Genomic DNA, 19,802 nt, shown 5'->3' with positions numbered 1-19,802 from the left:
GTTGGAGCAGCACCCTAATCCGCGATGCCCTCGAACGACCAGAAAGCGCTGCTTAGCCCGGCGCAAAACTGAGCGCCAAAAAGCTTGGACTTATCGGTGTACGTCGGCATGACGCCGCTGGCGGCTCCGCCGCCAGGAGCCGCCAGCGGGCAACCGGCGCCACCGCCACCAATGCCCGATCCAAAATAAAGCAGTGTGTATGGCTTTTTGTTTTCTGGATAATCGTAATAGCAGTGCAAAGTTATCTCGATGGGTTCGCCTTCCAAACTAAAATCATAGTATTTAGGAAACTGCGGGTCTTTCTCGGAAAAGACCCGCAGCATCCCGCCCGGCCTATTCGCCGTGCCGGTATGGATGGGGATATTCACCCGCTTGGGATCGCATCCCCCGAACGTAATATCCGCGACGATATTGCCTGATGGCAGATAGGCGGTAGAGTTATCGGCGGAATCAGGGTCGTTGAATTGCGTCCAGGTAACATTAGCTTTGCTGCTGATTTCTATGTGCTGGTCGAAGCCGATTTGATCGAAATAGAACGTGCCTTTATAGGTTCTCACCTGATCCAGGATGGTGATATGGGAAAACAACAGCGTGGCGCCATCCATTGGCAGGCGGGCGGTGACGTCGACGGTAGCGGGGGTTGGCTTGGTTGCCGGAGCTGTATAGTTCGCGATATACCCATTGTCCGCAGCGGCTTTGACAGTCCCTAATTCGCTGTCGCCTCCCGGCACGCCGTTGACCGCCCACTCCGTGACCGGAACCAGAGGCGCCAAATCGGAGTACGCGCCGTCGCAGTCCATGCCCAGACCCACGGGATCCGGCTTGTTGGGGTCGGGACCACGATAGGGATAGCAATATTTCACCGCCAGATCGATGCGGTTGTTGACCAGCACCTTCGCCTCTTCCGGTCGCAGGCTCCACCCTTCTACGAAGGAAAAATCGGTAAAATGCGTGGTCGAGATCGTCACGGTTTTCGCGGCGGTATTCACGACCGGCTTATCGACCCAATGCCAATAACCTTCAGGCGTCTGAAAAGCGCCGCCCAGCGCGGCGGCAGTCGTGCCGTTCAAATCCTTGTCGGTATAGCTAAAGGTCAGCTTGACCGGTTTCTGAAAAGTCTGGCCGTCGGGTAAGAGGCGATAAGCCTTGCCTTTGCCGCCGTGGGCGTGGTTGGTCATCGGCCGGATGGAGATACGCGTGTCCGCCGCCAGCGCCCCTGGCGGAACGGTGAGTTGCAAGCGGCCATTCGAGGAACGTAGCGTGCCACCGGCTGCGCCGATAGTGGCTTCCGTGATGCTTCCGCTAGGTGTGCCAACATCGGTGACGGCTGGCGTGGGTCTGGTGACGGAAAGCGAACGGGCGAGCGGCACGGCCTTCGCCTCGACACCGGCCAGTTTCAGGCTGCCTTGCTGGGGGCCGCTGTTCAAGGCATTGCGCCAATAGAATGAGCGGCGCGCGGGGCTGTATAGGCCGGGCGACCATGCGCCATCGCCATCCCAGTCAGCCGCGACAGGCAACAACGTTGTAATTAATCCCTGAATCCGCATCGTCAGGTCGGCGGCGCCATTAGTGTTGGTGTTGCGGAGGTAAAATTGGCCATTGCCGGGATTGTAGGCACCGATCGTCGTGACACCGTCGCCGTCCCAATCACCTACCAAGGGCCGCCATGTTGCTTGGGTATTGCCGAGGCGCGCCGTCATATCCGCCGGGCCGCTGGTGAGCTGGTTTTTCAAATAAAAGGTGCCGGTCTGCGGATCATAAAGCCCCACACCATAGGCCAAATCGCCATCCCAATCGCCGGCGACCGGTACCCAGCCCTTTTTGAAGCCGTCGAAACGCACGCTCCGGGTGAGGGGGCCGGTGCTTCCCTCCAGACGCAAATGAAAAGTCCCGGTTTTCGGATCGTACAAGCCAAATTCGTAGCTGCCAGCGCCTAGCACCGGCAGCCAGTTACTCCGGGCGCCGATTATCTTGACCGGCGTAGGCGACGCTCCGCCTTTGTTGGGATCAGCCAGATAGAATACCCCTTGCGCGGCCGAATACGCGGCCACGGCCGTTGTCTCGGCGCCATCGGCTAGCGCCAACGCCACGAGTAGTGAGAGGGCGGCGCTGCAAATGTCCTGACCGGGCCGCCGCTTGGCGAAGCGCCGGGACGTGACGGTGCCAGTTGGCATGACCCCCTCCTTGGAATGACCTGTCCGTCCCAAGACCTTAAATGAAATTTTAAACATCGTTGTTCCTTATCTTGCGGTTTAGCAAACAAACTTAAGCGGGTGCTTAGCGCCGCGCCACTGGAGTTCGCGGTACCCAGGTTTTCGTGGCTTCGCTTGGACGCCTAGCCATGCCTCTGTCGAGGCGGGCAATTATAGGGATGCCTGCATCGCAAGTGGTCACGAAAACAGCTTGTTTCAGTCATTTTTTGGTCATGGGACCCAAAACATCCTGGGATAATAAAGAGGTTTATGGGGAAGATGTGCCCTTATGTCCGCGATAGCCCGGGGGATGGCGATTGGCGGCGATGTGTGTATTTTTGCCGGACAGCCCGGTGGTGGTTTGTGGATTGGGCTGGGACACGCGCCCAACACTTCGCAGCACTTTTGAGCAGGGCGGATTTTAAAATCTTATCCTTCCCAAGAGGGTGAGGCACGATTAGCGGGGAAGCTGGGGAGGAGAACGGGTAGGAAGGGATTTGGAGTGAAAGGGACGGGCCTTTGGCTATTCAAGCCCGCCCGAAGCTTCTATATGATGAAGCGCCGCTAACCAGGAAAACCGTCACGATATTTAGGCTTAACCCGGCATCCAGTCTATTGGAAATGCTATGATAGCTGTTGCTGGCAACCACCATTGAAGCAAACATCCCGCTCAATTTTACCGGAGAAACGATTATTCCGATCACCATGTACCAAGCGTCAACCCCAGTTTTTATCCGCATGTTAGACAATTTATCCTCGATACTCGACAAAGCCGCCGCCTATGCCGAAGCCAAGAAAATCGACCAAACCGTCTTGATCAATGCCCGTTTGGCACCGGATATGTACCCATTAAGCCGGCAAATTCAAATTGCAACTGATATGGTGAAAGGCTGTGCCGCCCGCCTTGCCGGCCTCGAAGTCCCCAGTTATGAAGACAATGAAACCACCTTTGCCGAATTGCAGGCGCGTATCGCCAAAACCATTGCTTTTTTGGAAAGCGTCAGTGCCGGGCAAATAGACGGCAGTGAGGGAAAAATGATTACCGTAAGGACTCCTAGCCGGGAACTCAGCTTTCTAGGCCAGCCCTACTTGCTCCACTTTGTCTTGCCTAACTTTTATTTTCACATAACCACCGCTTATGCGATCCTTCGCCACAACGGCTTGAATATAGGCAAGATGGATTTTGTTGGCAGTTACTAAGACAAAGTGGCCCACGGTTAATGCCCGGTAACATTGATAAATATTGAAACCGGGCTACAAACCCGGTGCCGCCAGGCTAAGCAGGCTTTCCTGCGTACGGTCTAGGACATCATGGATTACCGGGGCCACAAACCGCGACGTGAATCCAGAACCCCAGGGGAATATCCGTCGCCCCTTCCGGATTCACGTTATGGCTTACGGCTGGCAACCCACTCGTGCAGGGGTGGTTTGCCCTCAGGTTGGCAAACCCTTACCCCTTTCATGAGAACACGCCGCTTATTCCATCACCCTAAAAAAATCTTTAGGAGCCCCGCAAATCGGGCAAGACCAGCCATCCGGTATGTCTGCCCAACGGGTTCCGGGTGCAATCCCACTGTCAGGGTCACCCTTTGCTTCATCATAAATATGTTCGCATTCCCTGCACTGGTACTTCTTAAAATCGGACATGATTGATTCTCCTGAAAAAATTAGCTAATGAAAATGGGTTAAACGCTAACCCCCCAAACACCGGGGCTAGCTATTTTTATTCTAGTGCCCAGTCACTGTTGAATTGCCAGTGTTATTTTCGTAGGGGCGAGCGGTTGCCCGCCTGACCGCTGCGGATTTCGGTACAGGCCATAAACAAGGCGGACAACCGTCCGCCCCGGATTTAGATTGGCCCGACAAAAAATCAGTGGCTAAGCACTAGTGGCAAGGCCAGCGCATGACGCCGGAACTTGTAGAAACGCATGGAAGGGCCCTATGGCTTAATAGCCTGAAAACTCTTCCATGCGGATGTTGCCATCGCCAACGCCTGCTTCGACCAGCATTTTGTGCATTGCCGCCACCATTGCGGGGGGGCCGACAAGGTAATACACGGGAAGCGTCAGGTCAGCTATATATTTCAGGAGCATGGCTTTGTTGATGAACCCGGTTTCTCCCTGCCATTCACGGCCGGAGGTTTCCATATCCGTCATCGTACCGACAAAAGTATAGTCGGGGGCTTCATCGTGGGATACCATCAAATCCTCCAGGAATGCCGTATCTTCGGGCTTACGATTAGAGTAAAACACCAGTATCCGTTGCGGGAGCTTATCGTGGATCGCCTGGAGGACGATGCTTCTTACAGGGGTCACACCAATGCCGCCAGTCAGGAACACCGCCGGGACACTTATTTCCTTGTGCAGTGTGAACGAACCATGGGGGGCATTCAGTTTGATTTCCATGCCCGGCTCCATCGCCTTTAACATGCGCTTGAACGCAGTGCCACCCATCCGTGTCGCCAATATCAGGTCATTTTCGTAAGGGGCGCTTGCAAATGAAAACGTCCGCGTGTTGCCTTTGGCATCTGTTTCGGCAGGGTTGATTAACGTGCAGCCAGCGAACTGCCCCGCTTCAAAGGTCAACCCTTCAGGCTTTTCAAAATGGAACGCCATTGTCCCATCGGCGATTTCCCTTTTGAATTTTAGTTTGGCTTGGTAATTGGGCATAACGTAACTCCCCTAATTTTATTGACAATATGGCATGATAGCGTGCGTAAACACCACCCCGCAAACACGGGCGGCCTGTAGCTTAACCGGGCGAAAACCCAAAACCGAAAAATGCCTCCATCCCCTCCTGTCCGGGTAAACGCCGGGCATTATGTTTTATGCCGCCAAACCATCCATTCCACTGGAACCTATCCACGGCCCTTGCCATGAGGGCGCCAGCCCAATGCCCTCGCCTTTATCCGGGGAAACTGGCGCCACCCGATATTCAGTCCTTAACTTTTTTTGAACAAAAGAGAAACCAATAAAGCGAATAAACGGCGATAATGATTAAATAAACGCTCATTTCAGTGACCCAATCATCTTTATTGCCGGCTATTGGCTCTGACGCCATGGAGCCATGCCCTCTGGTCACCAAGACGCTATCCAACATATTTTCCTGACTACGGATCTGCTGTAAAGGTATTTGGACATCAATATTCCCTTTCGCCGGCTCCGTATCCGCCATTGCAAAAAGGCTACAACTAAAGGTCAATACCAGTATATAAACTGCTAAGCATTTATTTTTCATTTTGCCCCTTCCCGTTATAAAAAGCTGATAATAGTTTCGTGCCGATACTATTATCAGCTTTTTTATGGCTAATTCAACCTGTATTTCAGCTATCCACGGTGAATGGGCATAAGACTGGCCTGCCTTTGGAAACGAATTCAGTTAGCACGATAAAAGCAGGGTCTAAGTATATAAGGTTCAATTTTTCGCATGATCGTGGCTTCTGTTATAAAGGGCGGCAATTAAATTAGCCTGGTACACCATGCCCACCAAGCGGTTTTCATCATTGACAATCGGGATTTGCCGGTAACCTTGGTTTGCCATCAAGGGGATAAGCCCGGCGATATGGCTGCTTTCCGGCATGACGCTCACAGGGCTAGCCATAATATGGCCGACCGCTTCCGGTTTTCCGGTGCTGACATCAGGCGTACGACGGATAAAAGCCCTGAATTTTTCAGAAAAAGTTTCATTAACTTCCACGTTAATGAATTTAAAAAAATCATTCCAAGTGATAATGCCAATCACCCGGTGGGCGCGGTCAATCACTGGCAAGGCGTTAAGCTTTCCGCCGTGCATGGTTTTCCAGGCATCTTGGACTTCTGTCCCATATTCAACCGTCAGGACATCTCTAACCATAATATCCGCACAACTGATGTTGCCCCGGTGACGCTTGAAACTTTGCAGCTGGGCATCGGTAAGTAATTTGCTCAAATCCCCTGTCGAGACATCCATAAACCTATCCATGTTCTCCAACGCCAATTCCACATCCTGTTCTGAAATGCCTGTGCGCTGGGAAGGCTGGATGAGGGCGCTGTGCACAGGCTTTGTATTGGAGGACAAAGGCGTGGCTGTAGGGTATCCGTAACGCAATACCCAGCGGTTGATGGCAACCGCCATCAGCAGCATGACCGCCACATTAATGCCCACTGGCATCAATACAAAACTGTAATCGTCCAGATCGCCGCTAATGACAGGTGTCAACGCCGTTGCCGCACCCGGAGGATGCAGGCAACGCAGCAACAGCATGGCCAGGATACTCCCGCCAACCGCGCAACCGGACGCCCAGACGGTATCGGCAACCGTCTGGGCGCAAGCGACGCCAATGGCCGCCGACACCAATTGCCCGCCAACCAGTGGCCACGGTTGGGCAAGGGGGCTGCTAGGCAAAATGAACAGGATGACGGCGGAAGCCCCCATCGAAGCGACGATGATCGGGCCAGCGGAACCCACGCCAAATTGCCGGGTAACCCCTGCAATCACTAAAATGGCAATGGCACTTGAAAGCACAGAAAGCAGTTTGCCCTTAAGGCTCAAATTGACCGGATCAACGGCAATGAACCGGAAAAATGGCTTAATGTTCATCTTAGCGGCCTTATTGTTCAGACAGGTGTTGCCAAAAAAGCATCCGCGTAAATATCCTTCATGGATGCCCCTTTGAGGAAAGCCATTTTTTTCATTTGCTTGACCATGTCCGGATGGCCACAGAGAAACACCCGCCAAGCCTTTAAATCAGGAAGCGAGGCCAAGGCGACTTCGTCGGCACGTCCATGGCTAAAACCAGCCGGGACATGTTTGCCTGACAGGCAAGGGATGTAATGGAAATTTTGATGCCGCTGGGCCAGTTGGCATAGCTCATCAATCCGGTACAAGTCTTCAAATTCACGGCTGCCATGGAATAAATAAATCGGCCCGGAATGGCCATGGGCAAGGGCATCGGTCAGGATGCCCGCCAACGGGGCCAAACCTGTCCCCGTCCCGACCAACAGGATGCCTTGTCCGTGCCGTTCTGGCAGGTAAAAACAATGCCCGCGCGGTTCGGATACGGCGATGCTGTCCCCTACCCTGATTTCATCATGCAACCATCCACTAAACTTACCGCCTGGCAAGCGGCGGATATGAAATTCCAGGGTGTTGGATTCCTGCGGAATATTGGCGATTGAATAACTGCGCGTCAGGCCGTCCGCCCTTTGCAGATTAACAAATTGTCCGGCGTTAAACTCAAACGCATCTTTAAAGGCGACGGCCAACAGCAGCGTGTTCCTATTGAGCATTTCATTAACAACCACCGTGCCTTCGGTATAAAACTCCGATTGGTCGGGCAGTTTAATGGCCATGTCCTGTTCTGGATGGCACAGGCAGGCAAGGAAGTGGTTGCGCTTTTTCAAGGTATCTTTTAGTCCGGCCTGGGCGGCTTCCGGCGGAACGGCATCGAGGCTGCGCACCAGGCAGCTATGGCAGGTGCCTTTTTTGCAAGCGTAGGAAATGTTCACATTCCCGCGTAATAAAGCATCCAGCACGGTTTCATCCGCTTGGCACGCATAAACCTTTTCTTCAATCGTTAATTTGTACATGATCCACCCGTTAAAACTAACGCCATACTGGTCAAAATAAACCTTTATGGCGTTGGGCTATAGTGCTTATCTGCCTAACACATCATTGCGTGTCGTCTCACAAATCGCCACCACCTCGGCGATGAGTTCTTGGGGGACGCTTAACTCTTGCAACGTCGCCCCCAAATTTTCTACGACCGCGTCAAAATGGCTATCATCCAAGCCCATCTTAAGCAGGTGGGCATGGCCTTTACGCATGTCTTCCCCTGTGTAGCTATGCGGGCCGCCAAACGCCATGGTCAAAAAAGCTTTCTGTTTGGCCGCTTGTTTTTCCATATCAACGTTGTCGAAGAAGCGGTTGATGCGAGGGTCTGAAAGCACCTTCCGGTAAAAAATATCAACGGCGGCATTGACGGCGGCTTCACCGCCTATCCTTTCATAAAGCGTTTTGCTCATGGTTGCGTCCTCATGGTTTTGTGTGTCGGTCATTACGGTCTCCTCAGGGTTATAGCCTAATAGGTTCGGCTACGGGAAAAATGATAACAAACAAAAATAACTTATACAATATATTTATGTTATATGATTTATTACTATTTAATATAGTGTTTTTTTGTTATCCTTTGACCCATTTACCGGACTGACAGAAGGAGTTATATGGTTGACAAGATCAAATCCCGGCAACATGAAATCCTAACTTTATTGTTGGAAAACAAAGCGGGGCTAAGCATTGACGAAATCGCCACGGCATTGGACATTTCCAGGAATGCCGTACAGCAACATTTCGCCACGCTCCAAAAAAACGGTTATATACAAACCGGAGGCTTCCATAAAACCTCAGGCCGGCCTGTCAGGAGCTTCGTTTTGACCGAAGCGGGCATCAACAGCTTTCCCAAGCAATACGCCTGGTTTTCCGAACTACTGCTTACCAACCTAAAAGAGGAAATGGGTGCCGAGGCCTTGCAGCGTTATCTGCATAAACTAGCTGCCAATTTGTCGCAAAGCCTGTTGCCCCAGTTTGTTGGCAAACAGGCCGACGAAAAACTGGATGGCTTGCTAAAAATAATGGATCAGTTGGGTTTCCAAGCAAAAGCCATTAAAGACCCGGATAACAACAATCGTGTTATTGAAGCCTGCAATTGCGTCTACCATGACCTGGCGCAAAAACATGAAGAAGTCTGTGAGTTTGACCGGACGCTGATTACGTCTTTATTGGAAAGCGAGATAGAGCACGTTGAGTGCATGGCCAAAGGCGACACTGTTTGTCGTTTTAAAATCATCAACAGAGGAGAAAAACCATGATTGAAGAATCTTTGTATGAACGCTTGGGCGGCTACGACGCCATTAATGCCGTTATTAATGGCGTCGTAGCCGCGCTTGGTGGCGGATGCGCAATTGGGCCGTTTTTGGCAAAACCGGGGGCTTGACGGCATCGCCAGGGAAAAGCAATTGCTGATTGATTTCTTATGCTCTAGTGCGGGAGGGCCGCTTTTTTATACCGGCCGGAATATGTTGGTGACGCACAAGGGCATGGGGATTACCGAAAGCGACTGGGCTATTTTCATCAACCATTTGCAAGCGGCCTTGCAAGAATTTGAACTCCCCGAACAAGAGTATGCCGAGGTGCTGGCGTTTATCGGCAGCACCAAAACCGATGTTGTCGGATGATGCTTACCGCCGTTTGCAGGCATTGGCAAATGGCGCCCTAACTGCTTATTTTAATTGACATGCCATGATTGAACCCGTCGCGTTAAAAGATTTTTTTATCACGTTTTTCGTCTCAGCCTTGATCATCTTGTCAGGCGCGGCTTACGCCCTGCTGTTCGCCTGGTCTAAAGTCAACCCGAAAGGCCACATCAGACTGGCGGCTTACAGCGCTTATCTCATCTTGGCGGCATCCGTCGCCGAACTGACTTATACCGCCCATTTTTCGGGTTACTGGCTGATCATTTCGGCCGCGATGCTGATCGGCTATTTTTTTGCGCCGATAGGCATCTGGCATCTATGTGTTAAAACCCATGCAGTCCACGATTTAACAACAACCGAGGAGGATAAGCTATGAACGAGACACCCTTATGGGCTTCGGAATCATTCTGGAAAAAAACGGCAATCTGGGTCACCGCCGGATCATTTATCATTTTGGTCGTTTTAACCTTTGATTCATTAAGCCAAACCCGTGCGGGCGGTAAGCGTGTCCCCGCATACAGCGTCATTAACAAAAAAATCGACTACCAATATAAAGAAGGCCTGCATAAATCCATGCCCGTCATCGGTGACACCGAGTTGTTGTTCGGCAAGGCATATACCGAAGCGGAAGCCGAGCAATTGGTCATGCTGGGTAAAAAAACCACGCAAGCCAAAAACTGCATGAACTGCCATACGCTATTAGGCAACGGCGCGTACTACGCCCCGGATTTGACCAAAGCTTGGCTGGATAAGGGCTGGATTTCCACAGAGATGCGCGAAGATTTGATGGTGCAGTTTTTGATGAACCCGGAAAAAAACGCCCGCACCTTCGGCAGCAACCGCAGGATGCCCAACCTGAACATCACCGAAGCCGAAGCCAAAGGCGTGGTGGCGTTCCTGAAATGGATGTCCAGCATTGACACCAACGGCTTCCCTTATAACTTTAAAACCATCAACGCGGAGGAATAGGCATGGATACGACGGACACAACAGGCATCATGCAAAAGGCAACCGCTTTATTGGGTAAGGCGCAAAATTGCGCCAACGATTTCAAAACCTGGGTGGCTCTGGACAGCACCCACCTAAGCGATGGGCAAAAACTGGCGGTCAACTACTTTACCGTCGCCGTGATTTTGTTTTTTGCGCAAATCCTGTTCGGCATGTTGGCGGCGACACAGTTTATCTTCCCTAATTTTTTGTATGGTTTTCTGGATTTCAGCGTCAACCGCATGGTGCATATCAACGCGATGGTGGTTTGGATGCTGTACGGCTTTATCGGCTGTGTCTACTGGCTTTTGGAAGATGAAAGCGGCACGGAAATCGTTGGCCTGAAGCTCGGCAATATCGCGTTTTGGGTACTGACGGGTGCGGTGACATTGGTGGTGCTGGTTTATCTGTTAGTGCAGATTGGCCCCGGAAAAGATTCTAGCCTGTGGTTCATCAACGAAGGCCGCGAGTATATCGAAGCGCCACGCTGGGCGGACATCGGCATTGTCGCCGTGATGCTGGTATTTTTTTACAACGTCGTCGCCACCTTTAGTAAAGGCCAATGGTCGGGTATCGCCGGGGTATTGACGTTGGACTTGGTCGCCTTGGCGGGCCTTTATACCGCCGGGATGTTTTATATGACCAATATCACCCACGACCAGTACTGGTGGTGGTGGGTGATCCATTTATGGGTGGAAGCGACCTGGGAAGTGCTGGTCGGCGTCATCATGGCGTGGTCGTTGATGAAACTGCTCGGCGTCAAACGCAAAATCGTACAAACCTGGCTGTATATCGAAGTTGCGCTGATGTTCGGCTCGGGTATTTTAGGGCTGGGCCATCATTATTTCTGGATAGGCACGCCTGAATACTGGCTAACCATCGGCGGCTTTTTCTCGGCTCTGGAACCGATTCCGTTGGTCGCGATGGTGGTGCATGCCGTTTACGATGCCGGAACCCACGCTTTTAAAAGCGGTAACCATCCGGCTTTGGCATGGATCATCGCGCAGGCGTTCGGCAACTTTTTCGGCGCTGGCGTGTGGGGCTTCATGCACACGCTGCCGCAAATCAACCTGTACACCCACGGCACGCAATGGTCGGCTTCACATGGGCATCTGGCATTCTTCGGGGCTTACGCAACGATTAACATCGCGTTCTTTTATCTGGCCATCCAACACTGGCGCGGCAATGTCTGGATGAGCGAAGGCATTAAAAACGGCTGGCGCTGGAAATGGGCGTTGGGGTTGCTCAATGGCGGCGTGCTCGGCATGACGATTGCGCTGTTGATCGCCGGTTACGAACAATCCTTCATCGAACGGGCGGTGGAAGGCTCGACCTGGAGCGGTTATTTTACCGCGCAAAACCACCCGTCATTTCAAGCCGCAATGGTCTGGCGTTGGTTTTTTGGCGCGATAACGTTTGCTGGTTTGGTTTTATTGATTTGGGATTTATTGACCATAGGTAAAACCGAAGAACGCAAAGCAGCGCACGTTTCTGAAAATTGATATTGATTCAGCCGGACTTTTTATTGCAGAGAGTCCGGCTTTAGGGTTTCTAAAATACCTTATTGATATTATTCGATTTTATGTCCGAGTTGTTTGTCCATGCCATAACAACCCTGTAACCCCTTGTTAACCAATGGGATACCTACATCGATCATGGGTAAAAACCGACCTCGGAGTTGAGTAATATTAGGCCAAATGATAAGGGTTCAGCAACAATGGTAATGTTAAATCTCAGAAATTGGCCGGCACTTGGGGTTTTGGCTATGATTGCCACGGCCACGTCCGCTTTGTTGTTTTTTATCAAAATCGCCGGGGAAGTTGTTGAAGGTGATACGGGGAAAATTGATTTGATGATCCTCATGTGGTTCCGCGCCGCAGGAGACCCCACTAATCCACTCGGGCCAATATGGCTCGAAGACTATGCCCGCGACATTACCGCACTGGGTAGCCCTGCGGTTTTAGGGCTTGTTGTGCTGATAACCACGGTTTTTCTCCTCTTGATAGGCCAACGCTTTTTCGCGCTGTTTATGCTGGTTTCGACATGCGGTGGCACCTTCGCGGTCAGTATATTGAAGGATGTATTCAACCGCTCCCGCCCGAACCTTATGCCTGACGGATTGTATGTCCATACCGCCAGTTTCCCCAGTGGCCACGCCATGCTTTCCGCCGTAGTTTACTTGACCCTGGGCGCCCTAATCACGCGCCTGGTTCCAGGAGTTGCCTTAAAGCTTTATGTGATGGCCATCGCCATTATCCTGACCGGATTGGTCGGCCTGAGCAGGATTTATCTTGGTGTCCATTGGCCGAGTGATGTCCTGGCCGGATGGGCGATAGGGGCAGCCTGGGCTTTGGGGGGCGGTGCAGTGGCCCAAAGCATCCGTCTTGAAAATGTTGGAAAGCAATGAAGGGGGATCATTCGGTAAAAAATTCTTATGGGACATTTTTTTACCAATACCCCCAACTAATTTTTAGGTGCCTGAAACGTTAGGCATCAGGTAACAAACCCGTTCAAACGGACATATCCACCTACCGGATTAGGTCAGATTCCTGACAATTAGGTAATAATCAACACATTACCTGGTAAAAGCTAATATTTTTCAGATAGTTGATCTGCTACCATCCAAAAGCGGTTGTGGTGCTTTAACCGTAAATCCGGGCGAAGCCGTTTTTATGGCGGCCAATGCCTTAGCATTCCCTATAACAAAATAGTTAACCTCTTTTTTTCATGAAGCGCTAACCATTATTTCAATGAGGTCGTGCCATCATTATCTATGTTGGTGTGGCTACATCCGATGGGCCGATTGGATAAGAAGTTATAACCGACATCCATACCTGGAGAATTCCATGATGCAACCTGTTACGCGTAGTAGCCTGATTTTACTGTTTAGTATTCTGGGCGTTGCGCCAATACTGGCGCAAGCCGAACAGCCTAAGCCCCAGCCAGCCACTAAGGGTTTGGGGGTTACCCTGCCTTTTTCTGCGTGTATCGCCAGCCCAACTTGGTTGAGCCCAAGCAACCAACCGCCAACAGAAATTGGTAACGGCGTACCGGTGGCCAGCGAAACCAATTGCCAGTTTTACCAGTTTTCTTACCAATGGTTTTTGTCCCTGATGCAACCCGCTGCATCAGGTTCTGGCGAGAGGGCGTTTGAAGCGTTGAACCTGTATTTGCCTAACCTAAAAAACCAATGCAGCAAACCGAAGTTATCCGCCGTAAAAAATAGGGCCAACATTGGCAAAGCCCTTTTTATCCGTACCCTGAAAACGGATTCAGGCACTTTCGACCCGGTACTGCCTGAAGAGATTACCCAAGCCACTGGTGAAGCGCTATATGACCAAGCGGGCAATGTCGTGCTGTACAACGTCTGGTATAACAACACGGAATGCCAAGCCACCAGCCAAGGCTTCCAACCCAATACCGTCGAAATAAAAACCTCGTGGCGCATACTCGCTACGGCTGATCCTAGCTATTACACGATCACGGCGACGGTTCCCGCCATCTCCAAACAACCGCTGAACTTAGGTTTGGTCGGGATCCATTTGGTCATCAACACCGCCAACCATCCTGAATTTGTCTGGGCGACTTTTGAACATAAAAGCAACGCGCCAGATTGCACCCACCCTCAAAGCACGCCCAGCGAAGGCTGGTCGTTCACCAGCGCCAGTTGCGCCGCCTGTTTAGTTAACCAAACACCGCAACAATGCGCCGCCGCCCAGCCACAATGCAGTTTCAATACCGGCGTCAAACCCCAAGGCGTCAAAGGCACCCCTAATGAAGCTTGCCGCGTTTACAGTGACGGCACCGATCCTGGTTCCATGACCAATGGCAATAATAACGACACCAACCGCGCGAACATTGACATGCTGAACGCGCAATTGGTCGGCCCGGCTGGCATGATCACCCAACTGCCAACGTCCAACCCTTTGGCTGTGCTTAAGAATTATTTCTTGGTCGGCGGTTTGTGGACTAATGGCGGGGTTAGCTCAACGGCACCTAACGCACAACGCGGTTCCTTGGAGTTATCCAATATGACGATGGAAACTTTTTTCCAAGATCAAGGCAATAATTGCTTTACTTGCCACGGTTACGACCCAAGCGCGCCACTGGATGTCAGCCACATCATCAACAACCTGATTCCAACCGGAAGCAGCAAAGCAAAATAATCACCAACAAAAAAGGGGGGACAATGTCCCCCCTTTTAATTTTTTGTGGCTGGCTATCTTGAGATAAGCCGGTAAATTTAACTTAAACTAACCAAATATCATTAGCCGCTAAAGTTGGGGCGGCGGACAACACTTCAAGAACAATGGCGGCAACGGCGCCGCTACCGTCACTGTCGTAAGCCAATTCGCCAGTACCGGTGTTGTAAACCAATCGGGCACCCGCAGTGGAAGCAAGCCCTGTGGCATTGGCTTCAAAGCGTGTATCAGCGGCGTTAAATTGCCCGATAACACCCAAAGCCGCCAATCCGGTGCCAGCCTTACTGAACTGCAAAATATCGCTGCCTGTCGTGAAATCGGTGATGGTGTCAATGTTGCTTACGCCCACCGTTTTTTCAAACCAAAATTTGTCCGCACCCAGGCCGCCTGTGAGCGTGTCGCTATCCAATCCCCCGACCAGCACGTCATCGCCCGCACCGCCAATCAAGCTATCAATACCCGCCAAGCCTTTCAGGATGTTATTGGCATCATTGCCAGTCAGGTTATTGGCAACTGCCGTGCCGTTGACATTGATTAAGGACATGCCAGTGCCGGAGATGTCGTAATTTTCAAAGTTAGCGGCAACGGTTAAGGTTTTGGCCGTTAAGGAAACATAGCTGTTGCCCGCCAATTTTAGGGTGTCGTTGCCTAGGCCTGCCGTCACCGTATCTTCCAGCCTGCCCGTTGCGGTGAAGTTGACGACAAAAATGTCATCACCGCCATTGCCGATTAGGGTGTCCGCGCCATTGCCCCCCGTCAGGATATTGTTGCCCGCGTTGCCGTTGATAATATTGGCAAGTGCATTACCGGTACCATTGATGTTGCCGGTTCCGGTCAAGGTCAGGTTTTCAACATTCGCCCCTAAGGTGTAATCAATGGAGCTCATCACCAAATCGGTACCTTGCGCACCTTTTTCAACCACGGCACTACCAGCATCATCGACCGTGTAAGTGTCATCACCCAGGCCACCAAGCAATTGATCATGTCCGGCCACACCGTTTAATGCGTCGTTACCTGCATTTCCTGTCAAGACATTGTCGTAGACATTACCGACTATATCGTCGTTGCCCGCCCCACCTACCGCATCTTCGATTTTGGTGGTTGTGGCGGATGTCAAACCAGCGGTGATGGCCGCGACGACATTGGAGCTATCGGCGGTCAGGGTGACAACCGTGCCCCTGCCCAATTGCGTGACCAAATTCTGATACACCGCGTCATAGCCATTGGCGATAGCGAAAATCGGGATGATGTTGGCGGCCACCAAAGCCGCCTGGAGTTGGGCGATGAACGGATAATCTTCGCCGATGCCGCCGCCGTCCATCACTGCATCGCCGTTATTAGGCGTGGTGATGCCCGCCGCCGCGCCATCGCCAGCCTGATGGAAAGGCGCGTCGGTGAACAACACGACAAAACGCGCCGAATCCGTACGGAAACCCACTTCCGCGCTATGCAAAGCCAATTGCATCAGCGACTCGATTTGGGCTTCGGGTTCGTCCATGCCGTTTTTGATCACCATGCTGCTATACGCATTGGTCAATGCCGTGGCATCCGTAGTCAATGACAACAAAGTGTTGTAAACCCACTCGCCAGGGGCGCCGAAGGGGGATATCGGTTTATCGACAAAAGTGGAAGAGCCAAACTCGCTATTGGCTTGCACCGCCTGAAGCGCTGAAACGATGCTAGGGATCAGGTTGCGCACATTGGCAATATCATCACCAAAGGAACCGGAAAGGTCTTGCAGGAATTGCACATCCAAAGGCAATACGGTTGTCCCGCCCGTGCCAAGGTCGCTGTCCTCGTTTTCAACATGGCAATGCCCGCTAGTCAAATCTATGCTGCTATTCCCCAATGACTGGCTGGCGTCAACCGTATCGTGGCCCAGAAAATCTTCGATATGGGCACGGCCGCCGTTCAACACATAACGGTCATCGCCGCTACCGCCCGCCAGCGTGTCTATGCCTGCCTTGGAAATCAGCACGTCATTGCCATCGCCGCCCAGCTCGGTGTCATCACCCGCCCCGCCATCAAGGGTGTCGTTACCGGAACCGCCGACGATGCTGTTATTCAGTTCGTTACCCGTGACGACATGGGCCGTGCCCGTCAATTTAATATTCTCGACATTCGCGCCAGCCACCCAATTGACACTGGCAAAGACGGTGTCATTGCCTTCGCCCAACAGCTCCTGCACGGTATCGCCAACATTGTCGACCATGTAAACATCATCGCCAAGCCCGCCCGCCATGACGTCAACGCCTTTGCCGCCATCCAAGGTATCATTGCCGTCCAAACCCTTTAGCGTGTCGTTGCCTATCGACCCGGTGAGCGTGTTATCCAAGCCGTTGCCCGTGGCGATATGCGCCGCCCCGCTCAGTTGCAGGTTTTCGACATTGGCCCCCAAAGTGTAGTTAATCCGGGTAATGACGGTATCGGTGCCTTCACCCACCGCTTCCTGTGCCACGTCACCCAAATTGTCGACCCAATAACTGTCATCGCCCAAGCCGCCAACCATCTTGTCCGCATTTGTCCCGCCGTTCAGGACGTTGTTTCCTGCGGTTCCCGTCAGGGTATTTCTGAGCGTGTTTCCGTTGCCAATTAAAGCCGACCCGGTTAATTGTAGGTTTTCGACATTAGCCGCCAGCAGATAATTATCTATACTGGCGATAGCCGTATCGTTGCCTTTGCCCGCCACTTCTTGGATGGCATCACCCAGGTTATCAATGTAATAGGTATCGTTACCCGCATCGCCGATTAACGTGTCTGCGCCTATGCCACCATTCAGGGTATTGTTGCCAACCGTGCCCGTGATGGTGTTATCCAAACCATTGCCTGTGCCAGAGAGAGCCGGGCCGACCAATTGCAGCTTTTCAACATTCACGCCCAGGGTGTAATTGGCGCTGGCAATGGCCGTGTCAATTCCGGCGGCAAGCGCTTCCTGGGTCACATCCGACGCATTGTCAACATAGAAAGTATCATCACCCAAGCCCCCTATCAGGGTATCGGCGCCTAGGCCGCCATTTAAGGAGTCATTCCCTGAAGTCCCGGTGAGGGTATTGTTCAGCGTGTTGCCAGTGCCGGTATGGGCAACACCGGCCAGTTGCAGGTTTTCAAGGTTATCGCCTAATGTCCAGTCGATGCTGGCGACCACAGTATCCAATCCGGCGTTCAACGCTTCTTGGGCCACATCGCCGACATTGTCCACCCAATAGGTATCATTGCCCAAACCACCCGCCAAAGTGTCAGCGCCCAAGCCGCCATCCAAGGTGTTGTTGCTTGCAGTACCTGTGAGGGTGTTGTCCAGCCCGTTGCCAAACCCCGTCAGGGCCACGCCAGCCAATTGCAAGTTCTCGACATTTGCCGCCAGCGTGTAAGCGCTCAGGCTGGCGACAACCGTATCGGTGCCTTCGCCGCTGGTTTCCTGCACGGCATCACTAAGGCTATCCACTTTAAAGGTGTCATCGCCCAAACCGCCATTCAGCGTGTCATTGCCCGTCCCGCCATCCAAGGTGTCGTTACCCGCATCGCCGTACAAAGTGTCAATGCCCGCATTGCCTTCGATGTTGTCGTTTCCGCCGCCACCATGAATGTTATCATTGCCGTTCAAACCTAAAATGGCATCATCACCCGCTCCGATTTTATGCAAGCCGCCATAACCGACATCCATAATATCGTCGGCGTTAGTGCCGTAGATATTGTTATCCGGCTGCCAGCTCGTAGGCGCGAACACCACACTGACAGATTCGCCGGCACTACCTGGACTGCCGATCAGCAAATCGGGCGTGCCGTCGCCGTTCATATCCGGCAATACGGCTACCGAACTGCCCGTCAGGCTACCCGCCGAACCGACAATTTTGGCGCCGCCGATGCCTTGGGAGATTAGCGACAAGTCCACCGTCTTGGTGCCGCCACCCCAAACAATATAGACCGCACCTGCATTGGCACCGCCTTCGTTGTTGGTTGGCGCCCCGATGACAATATCGGCAATGCCGTCGCGGTTGAAGTCACCGCCTGAAGCCACCGACAAACGGGCTAGATCGCCGCCAAACTCCGGTATGATGGCAAAACCGCCAACGCCCGCGCCAACATTGCTGAGCAAAACTTCCGTGGTGTCCGCCTTGCCGAACACCACATAAGCCTTGCCTGAACCTGATGCGCCAACTAACAGATCAGCAAGCCCGTCAGCGTTGATGTCGCCCAGGCCTGTGATGGCGGAACCGGCTTTCTCCCCTGCCGACCCGGTAATCCGGAAACCGCCTGTGCCTGCGGCGATGGCATCCAAATCCACTTGTGTGCCCGTGGATTTGCCAAACACGACATACGCCGCACCCGCATCCAAGCCACCGGCATCGTTGCCCATCGCCCCCACCAGAATATCGGCCTTGCCATCGCCATTAAGGTCGCCCAGCGTCGCCAAGGCCTGGCCCGCCGCATCACCGGCATTTTGGCCGATAATACGGAAGCCGCCCGTGCCCGCCGCCACGGTGCTCAGGTTAACCGCGCCATCGGAGGCTTTCCCCCACACCACATAAACCGCCCCGGCATCGGTGCCACCTGCGTCATTGCCCGCGGCACCCACCAGAATTTCCGCTTTGGTGTCGCCATTCAAATCACTGCTCGCAGCGAGCGTTTGTCCGGCATGGTCGCCCGCCGCTTCGCCTTTGATAATATAACCTTTGCCATTACCGGCACCTGATGCAGGGTCACCCAAATCAACACCCTTCCCTGTGCCACCAACCGCTTGGCCCCAAACCACATACGCCGCGCCAGCATCGGTTTTCGTGCCATTTTCCCTCATCGGTGCGCCAATCAGGATTTCCGCCAAACCATCACCGTTCAAATCGGAGACACTCCCGACCGCCGCCCCGGCAAGGTCACCCGCATTCTCACCGTCAATGATAATTTCAACCGAACTTAGGTCAGCACCTAACTGCCCCGTAGTGCCGCCCGTCGCTCTACCAAAGGTGATAAAAATACGCCCGGCATCGACGGCTTTATCATCATCGCCCGGTGCGCCGACAATGAGGTCAGGGATTAAATCACCGTTCAGGTCGCTTATCCCGGCTACCCAAGGCGCGGCTGGTACCGATGTCACCGTCGGTAAAAAATCCCCCGCGACTTGCGGCAACAGGCGGTAACCACCCGTGGCACTGGCGACAGCGGAAGAAAGGTATAACTTGGTAAAGGGGATGGACATG

At 52.7% G+C, this 19,802-nt stretch carries 17 protein-coding genes; 9 read left to right on the top strand and 8 right to left on the bottom strand.

Going from position 1 to position 19,802, the window contains the following annotated elements; all coding sequences use genetic code 11:
- Positions 1–14 precede the first annotated feature (14 nt).
- Positions 15–2,174 (bottom strand): hypothetical protein, encoded by a 2,160-nt coding sequence (locus tag METMI_RS25470; protein ID WP_019866415.1) that lies wholly within the window; start codon positions 2,172–2,174, stop codon positions 15–17.
- 654 nt (positions 2,175–2,828) lie between these two features.
- On the opposite strand from METMI_RS25470, the gene METMI_RS0111330 reads away from it, so the two are divergent.
- Positions 2,829–3,392 carry a DUF1993 domain-containing protein gene (locus tag METMI_RS0111330; RefSeq protein ID WP_019866414.1) on the top strand — a complete coding sequence of 188 codons (564 nt, stop codon included), beginning with the start codon at positions 2,829–2,831 and terminating at the stop codon, positions 3,390–3,392.
- 276 nt (positions 3,393–3,668) lie between these two features.
- On the opposite strand, the gene METMI_RS0111325 is transcribed toward METMI_RS0111330, so the two are convergent.
- The 6 genes from METMI_RS0111325 to METMI_RS0111295 all read right to left on the bottom strand — a co-directional run bounded on the left by METMI_RS0111325 (position 3,669) and on the right by METMI_RS0111295 (position 8,227).
- Entirely contained in the window at positions 3,669–3,839 is a 171-nt protein-coding gene (locus METMI_RS0111325) for a rubredoxin (RefSeq protein WP_019866413.1), read from the bottom strand.
- Positions 3,840–4,138: 299 nt separating this feature from the next.
- The gene (locus METMI_RS0111320) at positions 4,139–4,861 is read right to left on the bottom strand and encodes a ferredoxin--NADP reductase (protein ID WP_019866412.1); all 723 of its coding nucleotides are present in this window, start codon (positions 4,859–4,861) and stop codon (positions 4,139–4,141) included.
- A gap of 265 nt (positions 4,862–5,126) precedes the next feature.
- On the bottom strand, positions 5,127–5,429 hold the full coding sequence (locus tag METMI_RS0111310; protein ID WP_019866410.1) for a hypothetical protein: 303 nt from the start codon (positions 5,427–5,429) through the stop codon (positions 5,127–5,129).
- A gap of 177 nt (positions 5,430–5,606) precedes the next feature.
- Entirely contained in the window at positions 5,607–6,770 is a 1,164-nt protein-coding gene (locus METMI_RS0111305) for an HPP family protein (RefSeq protein ID WP_019866409.1), read from the bottom strand.
- Between the two features lie 17 nt (positions 6,771–6,787).
- Entirely contained in the window at positions 6,788–7,759 is a 972-nt protein-coding gene (locus tag METMI_RS0111300; protein ID WP_019866408.1) for an FAD-binding oxidoreductase, read from the bottom strand.
- Positions 7,760–7,825: 66 nt separating this feature from the next.
- Positions 7,826–8,227, bottom strand: coding sequence for a group I truncated hemoglobin (locus METMI_RS0111295; RefSeq protein ID WP_019866407.1), 402 nt, complete (start codon positions 8,225–8,227; stop codon positions 7,826–7,828).
- A 165-nt stretch (positions 8,228–8,392) separates the two neighbouring features.
- Here METMI_RS0111295 and METMI_RS0111290 point away from each other — a divergent pair, with 165 nt between their 5' ends.
- The 8 genes from METMI_RS0111290 (at position 8,393) to METMI_RS0111260 (ending at position 14,574) form a co-directional block, all read left to right on the top strand.
- Complete coding sequence (locus METMI_RS0111290) at positions 8,393–9,037, top strand: helix-turn-helix transcriptional regulator (protein WP_019866406.1); 645 nt, start codon at positions 8,393–8,395, stop codon at positions 9,035–9,037.
- Positions 9,034–9,162, top strand: coding sequence for a hypothetical protein (locus tag METMI_RS28150; protein WP_019866405.1), 129 nt, complete (start codon positions 9,034–9,036; stop codon positions 9,160–9,162). Before METMI_RS0111290 ends, METMI_RS28150 begins: the two co-directional genes overlap by 4 nt.
- On the top strand, positions 9,131–9,403 hold the full coding sequence (locus METMI_RS23730) for a group I truncated hemoglobin (RefSeq protein WP_019866404.1): 273 nt from the start codon (positions 9,131–9,133) through the stop codon (positions 9,401–9,403). The genes METMI_RS28150 and METMI_RS23730 overlap by 32 nt, the downstream gene beginning before the upstream one ends.
- Before the next feature lie 64 nt (positions 9,404–9,467).
- Positions 9,468–9,797, top strand: coding sequence for a hypothetical protein (locus METMI_RS0111280; RefSeq protein ID WP_019866403.1), 330 nt, complete (start codon positions 9,468–9,470; stop codon positions 9,795–9,797).
- Positions 9,794–10,390, top strand: a complete 597-nt coding sequence (locus tag METMI_RS0111275; RefSeq protein ID WP_019866402.1) for a c-type cytochrome — start codon at positions 9,794–9,796, stop codon at positions 10,388–10,390. The genes METMI_RS0111280 and METMI_RS0111275 overlap by 4 nt, the downstream gene beginning before the upstream one ends.
- Before the next feature lie 2 nt (positions 10,391–10,392).
- Positions 10,393–11,910, top strand: a complete 1,518-nt coding sequence (locus METMI_RS0111270; RefSeq protein ID WP_019866401.1) for a cbb3-type cytochrome c oxidase subunit I — start codon at positions 10,393–10,395, stop codon at positions 11,908–11,910.
- A gap of 263 nt (positions 11,911–12,173) precedes the next feature.
- Positions 12,174–12,815, top strand: a complete 642-nt coding sequence (locus METMI_RS0111265; RefSeq protein ID WP_232215207.1) for a phosphatase PAP2 family protein — start codon at positions 12,174–12,176, stop codon at positions 12,813–12,815.
- Positions 12,816–13,254: 439 nt separating this feature from the next.
- The gene (locus METMI_RS0111260; RefSeq protein WP_019866399.1) at positions 13,255–14,574 is read left to right on the top strand and encodes a hypothetical protein; all 1,320 of its coding nucleotides are present in this window, start codon (positions 13,255–13,257) and stop codon (positions 14,572–14,574) included.
- An 82-nt stretch (positions 14,575–14,656) separates the two neighbouring features.
- Here METMI_RS0111260 and METMI_RS25465 read toward each other — a convergent pair whose 3' ends face one another.
- Entirely contained in the window at positions 14,657–19,801 is a 5,145-nt protein-coding gene (locus tag METMI_RS25465) for an FG-GAP repeat protein (protein WP_019866398.1), read from the bottom strand.
- Position 19,802 lies beyond the last annotated feature (1 nt).

This window comes from Methylovulum miyakonense HT12 (assembly GCF_000384075.1).
Lineage (GTDB): Bacteria > Pseudomonadota > Gammaproteobacteria > Methylococcales > Methylomonadaceae > Methylovulum > Methylovulum miyakonense.
The sequence above is the reverse complement of the archived record's forward strand: the minus strand, read 5'-3'. Positions and strand labels throughout refer to the sequence as shown.

What these genes read in the sequence shown, in the direction of transcription:
- METMI_RS25470 (WP_019866415.1), bottom strand. Translation starts at nt 2,174, where the DNA reads ATGCCAACTGGCACCGTCACGTCCCGGCGCTTCGCCAAGCGGCGGCCC.
- METMI_RS0111325 (WP_019866413.1), bottom strand. Translation starts at nt 3,839, where the DNA reads ATGTCCGATTTTAAGAAGTACCAGTGCAGGGAATGCGAACATATTTAT.
- METMI_RS0111320 (WP_019866412.1), bottom strand. Translation starts at nt 4,861, where the DNA reads ATGCCCAATTACCAAGCCAAACTAAAATTCAAAAGGGAAATCGCCGAT.
- METMI_RS0111310 (WP_019866410.1), bottom strand. Translation starts at nt 5,429, where the DNA reads ATGAAAAATAAATGCTTAGCAGTTTATATACTGGTATTGACCTTTAGT.
- METMI_RS0111305 (WP_019866409.1), bottom strand. Translation starts at nt 6,770, where the DNA reads ATGAACATTAAGCCATTTTTCCGGTTCATTGCCGTTGATCCGGTCAAT.
- METMI_RS0111300 (WP_019866408.1), bottom strand. Translation starts at nt 7,759, where the DNA reads ATGTACAAATTAACGATTGAAGAAAAGGTTTATGCGTGCCAAGCGGAT.
- METMI_RS0111295 (WP_019866407.1), bottom strand. Translation starts at nt 8,227, where the DNA reads ATGACCGACACACAAAACCATGAGGACGCAACCATGAGCAAAACGCTT.
- METMI_RS0111290 (WP_019866406.1), top strand. Translation starts at nt 8,393, where the DNA reads ATGGTTGACAAGATCAAATCCCGGCAACATGAAATCCTAACTTTATTG.
- METMI_RS28150 (WP_019866405.1), top strand. Translation starts at nt 9,034, where the DNA reads ATGATTGAAGAATCTTTGTATGAACGCTTGGGCGGCTACGACGCCATT.
- METMI_RS0111280 (WP_019866403.1), top strand. Translation starts at nt 9,468, where the DNA reads ATGATTGAACCCGTCGCGTTAAAAGATTTTTTTATCACGTTTTTCGTC.
- METMI_RS0111275 (WP_019866402.1), top strand. Translation starts at nt 9,794, where the DNA reads ATGAACGAGACACCCTTATGGGCTTCGGAATCATTCTGGAAAAAAACG.
- METMI_RS0111270 (WP_019866401.1), top strand. Translation starts at nt 10,393, where the DNA reads ATGGATACGACGGACACAACAGGCATCATGCAAAAGGCAACCGCTTTA.
- METMI_RS0111265 (WP_232215207.1), top strand. Translation starts at nt 12,174, where the DNA reads ATGATTGCCACGGCCACGTCCGCTTTGTTGTTTTTTATCAAAATCGCC.
- METMI_RS0111260 (WP_019866399.1), top strand. Translation starts at nt 13,255, where the DNA reads ATGATGCAACCTGTTACGCGTAGTAGCCTGATTTTACTGTTTAGTATT.
- METMI_RS25465 (WP_019866398.1), bottom strand. Translation starts at nt 19,801, where the DNA reads ATGTCCATCCCCTTTACCAAGTTATACCTTTCTTCCGCTGTCGCCAGT.